The organism is Isoptericola sp. NPDC058082, assembly GCF_042885055.1.
In the GTDB taxonomy this organism is placed as follows: Bacteria; Actinomycetota; Actinomycetes; order Actinomycetales; family Cellulomonadaceae; genus Isoptericola.
Genome location: NZ_JBHVSQ010000005.1, coordinates 271,236 through 281,013 on the forward strand (window position 1 = coordinate 271,236; position 9,778 = coordinate 281,013).

The 9,778-nt window shown below is 76.0% G+C and carries 10 protein-coding genes; 6 read left to right on the forward strand and 4 right to left on the reverse strand.

All coding sequences use genetic code 11. The annotated features are described in order from the left end of the window. Positions 1 to 184 precede the first annotated feature (184 nt). Together ACFVS0_RS09975 and ACFVS0_RS09980 are read left to right on the forward strand one after the other, a co-directional pair. Positions 185 to 535 (forward strand): GntR family transcriptional regulator, encoded by a 351-nt coding sequence (locus tag ACFVS0_RS09975; RefSeq protein ID WP_430549815.1) that lies wholly within the window; start codon positions 185 to 187, stop codon positions 533 to 535. After that, positions 532 to 1,551 (forward strand): DUF1648 domain-containing protein, encoded by a 1,020-nt coding sequence (locus ACFVS0_RS09980; protein ID WP_430587844.1) that lies wholly within the window; start codon positions 532 to 534, stop codon positions 1,549 to 1,551. The genes ACFVS0_RS09975 and ACFVS0_RS09980 overlap by 4 nt, the downstream gene beginning before the upstream one ends. A 12-nt stretch (positions 1,552 to 1,563) precedes the next feature. On the opposite strand, the gene ACFVS0_RS09985 is transcribed toward ACFVS0_RS09980, so the two are convergent. Next, positions 1,564 to 1,953, reverse strand: coding sequence for an MmcQ/YjbR family DNA-binding protein (locus ACFVS0_RS09985; protein ID WP_430564984.1), 390 nt, complete (start codon positions 1,951 to 1,953; stop codon positions 1,564 to 1,566). Between the two features lie 137 nt (positions 1,954 to 2,090). Between ACFVS0_RS09985 and ACFVS0_RS09990 the strand changes: the two genes are divergently transcribed. Further along, entirely contained in the window at positions 2,091 to 3,227 is a 1,137-nt protein-coding gene (locus tag ACFVS0_RS09990; RefSeq protein ID WP_430549943.1) for an LLM class F420-dependent oxidoreductase, read from the forward strand. Positions 3,228 to 3,252: 25 nt separating this feature from the next. On the opposite strand, the gene ACFVS0_RS09995 is transcribed toward ACFVS0_RS09990, so the two are convergent. Next, positions 3,253 to 3,666, reverse strand: a complete 414-nt coding sequence (locus ACFVS0_RS09995; RefSeq protein WP_430549812.1) for an MGMT family protein — start codon at positions 3,664 to 3,666, stop codon at positions 3,253 to 3,255. 122 nt (positions 3,667 to 3,788) lie between these two features. On the opposite strand from ACFVS0_RS09995, the gene eis reads away from it, so the two are divergent. After that, positions 3,789 to 5,093, forward strand: coding sequence for an enhanced intracellular survival protein Eis (eis, locus tag ACFVS0_RS10000; protein ID WP_430587845.1), 1,305 nt, complete (start codon positions 3,789 to 3,791; stop codon positions 5,091 to 5,093). A gap of 2 nt (positions 5,094 to 5,095) precedes the next feature. Next, positions 5,096 to 6,115, forward strand: a complete 1,020-nt coding sequence (locus ACFVS0_RS10005; RefSeq protein WP_430587846.1) for a phosphotransferase — start codon at positions 5,096 to 5,098, stop codon at positions 6,113 to 6,115. Here ACFVS0_RS10005 and ACFVS0_RS10010 read toward each other — a convergent pair. Together ACFVS0_RS10010 and ACFVS0_RS10015 are read right to left on the reverse strand one after the other, a co-directional pair. Beyond that, positions 6,106 to 7,086 carry an Fpg/Nei family DNA glycosylase gene (locus ACFVS0_RS10010; protein WP_430587847.1) on the reverse strand — a complete coding sequence of 327 codons (981 nt, stop codon included), beginning with the start codon at positions 7,084 to 7,086 and terminating at the stop codon, positions 6,106 to 6,108. The two genes, ACFVS0_RS10005 and ACFVS0_RS10010, sit on opposite strands and share 10 nt — an antisense overlap. A gap of 14 nt (positions 7,087 to 7,100) precedes the next feature. Then, the gene (locus ACFVS0_RS10015) at positions 7,101 to 7,568 is read right to left on the reverse strand and encodes a ribose-5-phosphate isomerase (protein ID WP_430587848.1); all 468 of its coding nucleotides are present in this window, start codon (positions 7,566 to 7,568) and stop codon (positions 7,101 to 7,103) included. Positions 7,569 to 7,643: 75 nt separating this feature from the next. On the opposite strand from ACFVS0_RS10015, the gene ACFVS0_RS10020 reads away from it, so the two are divergent. Continuing rightward, entirely contained in the window at positions 7,644 to 9,656 is a 2,013-nt protein-coding gene (locus tag ACFVS0_RS10020; RefSeq protein WP_430587849.1) for a M13 family metallopeptidase, read from the forward strand. Positions 9,657 to 9,778 lie beyond the last annotated feature (122 nt).

Genomic DNA, 9,778 nt, shown 5'->3' on the forward strand with positions numbered 1-9,778 from the left:
CCAGTTCCCTGGCCCACCCACGCCCACCACGCAGAGAACGCTTAGGATCTGCCAGAGTCTTCCCTTTAGTCGCCCCGCACCACTGCCCCGGCCCCCCACTCCCCCTTCGGCGGGCCCACGGGCCGTCGTCGTCCCGTCGCGTGTTTGTTCTAGTAGTCGTAGAACAAGTAGTCTGACGCCCGTGATGTGGCGCATCGATCCGACGAGCGACGAGCCGCTGTACGCGCAGCTGGTCGCCCAGGTGCGCCTCGGCGTCGCGCACGGCACGCTCCGCCCGGGCGAACGGCTTCCCTCGGCCCGGGAGCTCGCGGCCTCCCTCGACCTCAACATGCACACCGTGCTGCGGGCCTACCAGGTGCTGCGCGACGACGGCACGCTCGAGCTGCGGCGCGGGCGCGGCGCCCTCGTCGCGTCCACCGCACCCGACCTGGCCGACGTCGAGCGGGCGGTGGCCGACCTGGCCGCCGCGGCCCGTCGTGCCGGGCTGTCCGTCCAGACCACCACCACCCTCGTCACGGAGGCGATGCACCGATGACCACCGCTCCCCCGCCCGGCAGCCCCCGAGCACGCTCCGGCACGGAGGTGTGGCGCCCTCTCGCGCGCCGCGCGATGGCCTGGTCGTCACTCGTGGGCGTCGTGCTCGCGCTCGGCACGGCCGCGGTGGTCTGGGCATGGCGGGACGAGCTGCCCGCGCAGGTCGCGACGCACTGGAGCGGGAGCGGGGCGCCCGACGGCTTCATGTCGCCGACGGCCCTGGCGCTCGTCGGGGTCGTGACCACCGTCGCGCTCTGCGGGCTCTTCGCGGCGATCGGGCTGACGCAGGGCGCCGCCGCCTCGACCCGGCGGATCACCGCCGCGGGCTGCGTGTGGTCGGGCGCGTTCCTGGCCGCGATCGTCGTCGGCACGCTCGCGCCCCAGCGCGGCCTCACCGACCCGTCCCAGGTCGAGCTGTCCGGCACCGCGCTGCTGACGGCCTTCCTCCTGCCGCTCGTCCCGGCGGGGATCGCGGCCGCGCTCGTCCCGGGCGACCCCGCGATGCCGGCCGTCGAGGCCGTCCCCGAGGACGCGCCCCGGGCCACGCTCCGCGACGGCGAGCGCGCGGTCTGGCTGCGTCGTGCGACGGGCGGGCCGGGCCTCGCCGTCGGGGCCGTCGCCGTCGCCCTGACGACGCTCGCCGCGGCGCTGACCGCCGAGTGGTCGATGCTGGTCGTCCCCGTGGCCCTCGCCGCGCTGTTCGTCACGATGTTCGCCTTCACCGTCCGGGTGGACCCCGCCGGCCTCACGGTGCGTTCCGCAGCCCGCTGGCCGGGCACCCACGTCCCGGCGGGCGAGGTGGTCCGGGCGTCGGTGACCCAGGTGCGCCCGCTGCGCGACTACGGCGGCTGGGGCTGGCGCACCGCCCGCGACGGGCGCGTGGGCGTGGTCCTGCGCTCGGGCGAGGCGCTGCTGGTGGAGCGCACCGGGGGGCGGTCGTTCGCCGTCACGGTCGACGACGCCGCCGAGGCCGCCGCGCTGCTGAACACGATGGCCGACCGCGCCCGGAGCCGCTGACCGCCCGCGGCCTCAGGCGAGCAGCTCCGGGTGCGCGGCCGCCACGCGGCGCGGCGCCTTGGCGAGCCAGGCGTCCACGAGAAGCTCGCGGAGCGCGTCGCCGTCGACCGCCTCGAGCCGGACGAGGACGACGGGCACGCCGTCGAGGTGCGGGATCGTCAGCGTCTCCGGGCGGGCGGCGAGCACGGCCTCCTTCTCCCCCAGGTCGTCCACGACCACGGCGAGGATCGGCCCGGTCGGCACCGGCTCGTCCCCGAACCGCCGCACGTCGGCCTTGCTGAACGGCCGCAGCCAGGAGAACACGCGGCCTGACACCGCCCACGCCCGGTTCCGGAACGTCGTCGTCTCGGTGACCTCGGGCAGCCCCGCAGCGGTGCGGGCCGCGTCGTCGATCGTCGCCATCCCCCGAACCTAGCGGCGGTCCCGCCGCACGCACGGCGTCGGCTAGGGTGTGACGGGCATTACCCCGTACTCCCGGTACCGGACACATCGGCACGACCGCATCATCTCGACGAGGAGCACCCCGCCCCATGAGCACCCTGCGCATCGGCATCCAGACCGGCTACTGGTCCCGCAAGCCCCCGAAGGGCATCGTGCCCGCGCTCGTCGCGGCCGAGGCGCTGGGCCTCGACTCGGTCTGGACGGCGGAGGCGTACGGCTCCGACGCGTTCACCCCCCTCGCCTGGTGGGGCTCCCGCACCCGCCGCCTGCGGCTCGGCACCGGCATCGCGCAGATGGCGGCCCGCACCCCGACCGCCACCGCCATGCAGGCCATCACCCTCGACCACCTCTCGGGCGGGCGCTTCGTGCTGGGGCTGGGGGCGTCCGGCCCGCAGGTCGTCGAGGGCTGGTACGGCCAGCCCTACCGTCGGCCGTTGGCGCGCACCCGCGAGTACGTCGACGTCGTGCGACAGGTCTTCGCCCGCGAGCGCCCCGTCACCGCGGACGGCGAGTTCTTCCGCCTCCCGCTGCCCGCGGACGCCCCCGGCGCCACCGGCCTCGGCAAGGCCCTCAAGCCGACCGTGCACCCCCGCCGCGCCGACATCCCGATCGTGCTGGCGGCCCAGGGGCCGAAGAACGTGACGCTCGCCGCCGAGATCGCCGACGGCTGGATGGCGGGCTTCTACGCGCCGCGGGCCGACGCCGAGCACCGCGAGCTGCTCGCGTCCGGGTTCGCGCAGCGCTCCGACGCGCGCAGGCCGTCGTCCGACTTCGAGGTGCTCGCGACGGTGCCCGTGGTCGTGCGCGACGACGTCGAGGCCGCGGCGGACGTCATCCGCCCGCACATCGCGCTGTACGCCGGCGGCATGGGCTCGAAGGAGGCCAACTTCCACAAGGCGTCGCTGGACCGCCTCGGCTACGCGGCCGAGCTCGACGAGGTCCAGGCGCTGTTCCTCGCGGGCCGCCGGGAGGACGCCGCGCGCGCCGTGCCGACCGAGCTCGTCGAGGAGGTCGCGCTGGTCGGCCCCGCGGACAAGGTCGCGCGCGACCTGGCCCGCTGGGACGGCACGGCGCTGACCACGATGCTGCTGCAGGGCGACCCGTCGTCGATGCTCACGGTGCTCGCCGCGGCACAGGCGGCCCGCAAGGACGCGGACGGCGGCACGCCCCTGGGGGCCCGCGTGCGCGCCGCCGCCGGTGCGGCCGCCGCCCGCGTGGCACCCAAGAAGGCCTGACCGCCGGGGCGACGTCCTCCGGCCGTCAGCCCTCCTCCGGGAACCAGACGGCGCGGCGCAGGTCCACGCGCCGGCCGTCGCGCGAGAGCGGGCAGCCCTCGGCGCGCAGCGCGTCGAGGGCCGCCGTGAGGTGCCGCGCCGGCGGGGCACCCGACGCGTTCACCACGCGCCACCAGGGCACGAGGTGGTCGTCCTGCACGGGACCGATCACCGCGGCGCCGTCCGGCACGAGGTGCGCGTAGCGGTCGCCGGAGCCGGCCATGACGTTCCCGACCTGTCGAGGCCCGCCCCGCCCCAGCCGCTCGCCGACGATCTCGGCGATCAGCCCGTACGTCATTGCGCGGCCGGACGGGATGCGGCGCACCAGGGCGAGCACCTCCGCGGCGTACTCGTCGGGGGCGTCGAGGGGCTCGTCGGACGTCGAGGCGCGGGCTGGCACACCGCGACCCTACGGCCCGTCGCCGACCCCGGCGGCGGACCGAACCGCGGGTCGCCGGAGGACCGTCCGGCGGGTCCGGAAATCCGCTGGCCCCGAGCCCCGGACCGCGCCACGATCGGCAGGTGACCTCCGACCGCTCCCGCACCGCCCTGCCCGCCGGCTACCGCAGCCGCACGCTCACCGCCGACGACCGCGGCGCGCTGCTCGACCTGGACACCTGGGCGTTCCCCGACCCGCACTCGGTGGCGGAGTTCGACGACCTGCCGCTGCCCCTGACGTGGGAGCGGGCGGTCGGCGTCGAGGTCGAGGGCGCGGCCGACGACGGGCTCGCCGCGATCCGTGCGTCCTACCCGTTCTCCCGCTTCCCCGTGCCGGGCGCCACGCTGCCCACGGCCGGCCTGACGTGGGTGGGCGTGCACCCGCAGCACCGCCGCCGGGGGCTGCTCACCGCCATGATCGACGACCACCTCGACGCGTGCCGGCGGAGGGGCGAGCCGCTGTCCGCGCTGTTCGCCGCCGAGACCGCCATCTACGGACGGTTCGGGTACGGCAAGGCGGCCGACGACCTGCGTATCGCCGTCCCGCGGGGAGCGGCGCTGCGCGACGTCCCCGGCGCCGCGGACCACACCGTGCGCGTGGAGCACGCCGACCGCGCACGCCACGGCGACCTCGTCGCCCGCCTGCACCGTGCTCCGGGCCTGCCCGCGGGCCCGGCGGGGATCAACCGGCCCGGCTGGGCCACGCGGGAGACCGACGCGCTGTGGGAGAGCTACTGGGCGGACCCGAAGTCGTTCCGGGCGGGCGGGCGCGAGTCGCTGCGCATCGTCGTCGTGGAGCGCGACGGCGAGGCGCGCGGCTACGCGACGTTCCGCCGCAGCCTGGACTGGCAGGTCACCGGTCCGCGCGGCACCGTGCACCTGGGCGACGTCGTGGCCCTCGACGCCGCCGCGGCGCGCGCCCTGTGGGGCGTGCTGCTCGACCTCGACCTCATGAGCAGCACGGACCCGTTCCTGCTGCCGGTCGACGACGCGGTCATGAGCCTGCTCGTCGACCCGCGGGCCGCGGGCGCCCGCGTCGCCGACAACGTGTGGGTGCGCGTCGTCGACGTGCCCGCCGCGCTCGCGGGCCGTCGCTACCAGGCCGACGTCGACGTCGTGCTCGGGGTCGACGACGCCCGGCTGGCCGACAACGCCGGGTCGTGGCGCCTGCGGGCGACGGCGTTCGGGGCGGCGACGTGCGAGCGCACCGACGCGGAACCCGACCTGCGGCTCGACGTGCGCGAGCTCGGCGCCGTCTACCTGGGCGGCACGTCCCTCGCGACGCTCGCCGGCGCCGGGCTCGTCGACGAGCGGTCGGCCGGCGCGCTCGGCCGCACGAGCGCGGCGTTCGGCTGGCCGCTCGCCCCCGCCTGCGGCTGGGTGTTCTGACCGTGGTGGCGGCGTTCTCGGACACCGTCACGTCGGCGGCGTGGCGCGCCGAGGCCAGCGCCTGGATCACCGCCGCCCTCGCCCGGGACGGCGTGCGCGTGGTCGCCCCGCCCGAGCAGCCGCGGGTGCGGCCGTGGTCCACGCAGCTCGTCGTCGCCACGGACGCGGGCCGCTACTGGTTCAAGGCCACCTGCCGCTCGTCGTCCTTCGAGCCCGCCCTGCAGGCACTGCTCGCCGAGGTCGCCCCCGACGCGGCGGACGCCCCGGCGGCGGTCGACGCCGACCGCGGGTGGATGCTCACGGCCGACCGGGGCGCCACGCTGCGCGAACGCCGGGAGCCCACGGCGGCCGACTGGGGCGCCCTGCTGTCGCGGTGCGCGCACCTGCAGCAGACCCTCCTCGGGAGCGGGGACGCGCTGCGCGGCACCGGGCTGCCCGACTGCTCCCCCGGCACGGTGGCGGCGCGGCTCGACGCCGTGCTCGACCTGCTGGAGGGCTTCCCGCCCGGCCACCCCGCCCGGCCGGACGACGGCACGGTCGCGCGCCTCCGCGGGGCCCGCGACGCCGTGGCGGCCGCGGCCGCCACCCTGGCGGCGAGCCCGCTGCCGAGCAGCCTGCAGCACGGGGACCTGCACCCGGGCAACGTCTTCGAGGTCGACGGCGCCCTGCGCGTGTTCGACCTCGGCGACGCCCAGTGGGCGCACCCGCTCGAGGTGCTCGAGGTGTCGTCCGCGGTCGCCCGCGACGCGGGCACCGACTGGGCGCCGGTCGAGCGGGCGTACCGCCGCGCGTGGGACGGCTGGTGCGCCGCCCAGGGTCTCCCGCCGGTGGGAGCGGCCGACGACGCGCCGACGTGGGACGACCTGCGGCGCGCGGCCGGCGTCACCCACGCAGTCAACCGGGCCTGGACGTGGTGCGGCGCGCTCGCCGAGGCCACCGAGGCCGAGTGGGCGGACTGGGGCGAGGCGCCCGGCCGGCACCTGGCGGCGCTGCTGGACCTGGTGCCGGGCCCTCAGACCTGACAGACGCCGCACCAGAAGAGGTTGCGGCCCGCGAGCTCCTTGGTGAGCACCGGGGCACCGCAGACGCGGCACGGCAGCCCGTCGCGGTGGTACACGTAGAACGACGCGTCCCGGGGCACCGCGTCGGCGTCGCCGTCGGTGTTCTGCCGCGTGACCCGGCCGCCGCCGCCGTCCGCCACCCGGTGCTCGGGCCGGGTGGTGACGATCGCCCCGCGGTAGGCGCCGTCGCGCATGAGCACGACCAGGTCGTCCCAGACCTGGGCGAGCACCGCCGCCGGCACGTCGCGGCCCGGGCGCAACGGGTCCACGCCGGCCCGGAACAGGGCCTCGGCCCGGTAGATGTTGCCGACGCCGGCGATCACCGCCTGGTCCATGAGCTGCTGGCCGACCGTCACGCGCGAGCGCCGCACGCGCTCGACGAACGCCGTGCGGGCCGCGTCACCCCCGTCGCGGACGGGATCCGGCCCGAGCCTCGACTCGACGGCGGCCTTCTCCGCGCCGGTGAGCACCTCGCACGCCGTCGGCCCGGTGAGGTCGGCGACGGCGTGCGCGCCGAGCAGCCGCAGCCGGACGGCGCCGCGCGGGGCGGGCGCGACCCACTCCCCCGCGGCGTCGACGTCGGGGTCGCCTCCGTCGTCCGGCGTCGACTCGCGCTCCCCGATGCGACGGCGCGGCGCGCCGATGGCGTGCACCACGTCGGCGCTGCCGTCGCCGGCGAACGACCACGCCCCGTACAGGCCGAGGTGCACCCGCAGCCAGCGCACGTCGTCGGGCGTCCCGTCGCCGTCGGCGGGCGCGAAGGCGCAGAAGAGCTGCTTGCCCCACGCCTCGGCGGACGCCATCCGGCGGCCGTCGAGCAGCGCGGCACCGCCCGCGAACCGGCCCTGCGGGCTGGACACGGCGAGCGCCTCGCCGCCGAACAGCCCGTCCAGGGCACGCGCGAGGCGGTGGACGGTGTGACCCTCGGGCACGTCAGGCGATCGCGTCAGGCGATGGCGGAGACGTCGTGGGACGCCTCGTACGCGGCCAGCTTGTCGATGCGGCGCTGGTGGCGGGCGTCGCCGCTGAACGGCTCCGCGACGAACGCCTCGACGAACGACGTCGCCTCCTCGAGCGTGTGCATCCGGCCGCCCACGGCGACGACGTTGGCGTCGTTGTGCTGACGGCCGAGCGTCGCCGTCTCCAGCGACCAGGCCAGCACGGCGCGCACCCCGACGACCTTGTTCGCCGCGATCTGCTCGCCGTTGCCCGAACCCCCGATGACGACGCCCAGCGAACCCGGCTCCGCGACCACGGCCTCGCCCGCGGCGATGCAGAAGGCGGGGTAGTCGTCCTGAGGGTCGTACTCGTGGGCGCCGTGGTCGACGACGTCGTGGCCCGCGGCGCGCAGGTGGTCCACGAGGTGGGTCTTGAGCTCGTATCCGGCGTGATCGGCGGCGATGTGCAGACGCATGCCCACATTCTCCCTCAGGTCGTCCGCAGGGTTCGACCCGCACCGCACGTGGGCGGCGCGCCGTAGGGTGACGCCATGACTGCCGACGCCACCGGGCTGCGGTCCGGCATCGACCTCAGCGCCCTCGACCAGGCCGTCCGCCCGCAGGACGACCTGTACCGCCACGTCAACGGGCGCTGGATCGCCCAGCACGAGATCCCCGCCGACCGCGCCATGGACGGCGCGTTCCGCGCGCTGCACGACCTGTCCGAGGAGCGCGTCCGCGAGATCATCACCGACCTCGCCGCCACGGACGACCTCGACCCCGCGTCCACCCCCGCGAAGATCGGCGCGCTGTACGCGAGCTTCCTCGACGCCGACCGCGTCCAGCAGCTCGGCACGGAGCCGATCGCCGCCGAGCTGGGGCAGATCGCCGGGGCGACGTCGCCCGCCGAGCTCGTCGACGTGCTCGGCGCCCTGCAGCGCACCGGCGGGGGCGGCGCCGTCGCGTTCTACGTCGACAACGACGCCAAGGACCCCGAGACCTACGTGACCTACCTCGTGCAGGGCGGCCTGGGCCTGCCCGACGAGGCGTACTACCGCGAGGACCAGTACGCGCCCGTCCGCGACAAGTACGCGCCGCACCTGGCGCGCATGCTGCGCCTCGCCGGCGTCACCGCCACGTCCGGGTGGGCCGCCGACCCCGAGGACGCCGCGCAGCGCGTGCTCGCCCTCGAGACGAAGCTCGCCACCCACCACTGGGACGTCGTGCGCGACCGCGACGCCGACCTCACCTACAACCCGATGACGCTCGCCGAACTCGTCGAGCGGGCGCCCGGCTTCGACTGGCGCGCGTGGGCCGCGGCGCTCGGCGCGCCCGCCGGGTCGCTGGACGCCCTGGTCGTGCGGGAGCCGTCGTTCGCGACCGGGTTCGCCGAGCTCTGGCGGACGGAGCCGCTCGCCGACTGGAAGCTCTGGGCCGCCTACCACCTCGTCACCGCCCGCGCGGCCTACCTCGACGACGCCACGGTCGAGGCCAACTTCGACTTCTACGGCCGCACGCTGTCGGGCGCGCAGGAGGTGCGCGACCGCTGGAAGCGCGGCGTCGCGCTCGTCGAGCGGGCGCTGGGCGAGGCCGTCGGCGAGCAGTACGTGGCCCGCCACTTCCCGCCGGAGCACAAGGAGCGGATGGACACGCTGGTGGCGAACCTCGTGGCCGCCTACCGCGAGTCCATCGAGGCGCTCGACTGGATGACGCCCGAGACGAAGGTGAAGGCGCTCGCCAAGCTGGAGAGGTTCACGCCCAAGGTGGGCTACCCGGTGAAGTGGCGCGACTACTCCGCCCTCGAGGTCGACGCCGCCGACCTGGTCGGGAACGTGCGCCGCGCGCACGGGTTCGAGCAGGACCACGAGCTCGGCAAGATCGGGCGTCCGATCGACCGCGACGAGTGGTTCATGACGCCGCAGACCGTCAACGCCTACTACAACCCGGGCATGAACGAGATCGTCTTCCCGGCCGCGATCCTTCAGCCGCCGTTCTTCGACCCCGACGCCGACGACGCCGTGAACTACGGCGGCATCGGCGGCGTCATCGGGCACGAGATCGGCCACGGCTTCGACGACCAGGGCTCCAAGTACGACGGCGACGGCCGCCTCGAGGACTGGTGGACCGAGTCGGACCGCACCGAGTTCGAGAAGCGCACCCAGGCCCTCATCGCGCAGTACGACGCCTTCCGCCCGGCACAGCTGCCCACCGACGGCCCGCACGTCAACGGCGCGCTGACCATCGGCGAGAACATCGGCGACCTCGGCGGGCTGTCCATCGCGATCAAGGCGTACCGCATCGCGCTCGGCACGACGCTGGACGACGCGCCCGTCGTCGACGGCCTCACCGGGCTGGAGCGCGTCTTCCTCGGATGGGCGCAGGTGTGGCAGTCCAAGGGCCGCGACGAGGAGGTGGTGCGGCGCATCGCCACCGACCCGCACTCCCCCAACGAGTTCCGCTGCAACGGCGTGATCCGCAACATCGACGAGTTCCACGCCACCTACGGCGTGGGCCCCGACGACGCGCTGTGGCTCGCCCCCGAGGAGCGCGTGCGCATCTGGTGACCCGTCCGGGGACCTGACACCACAAAAACCCCCCCCCCCCCCCCCCCCCCCCCCTCCCCCCCCCCCTCCACCCCCCCCCCCCCCCCCTCCCCCCCCCCCCCCCCCCCCAAACAACAACCCCC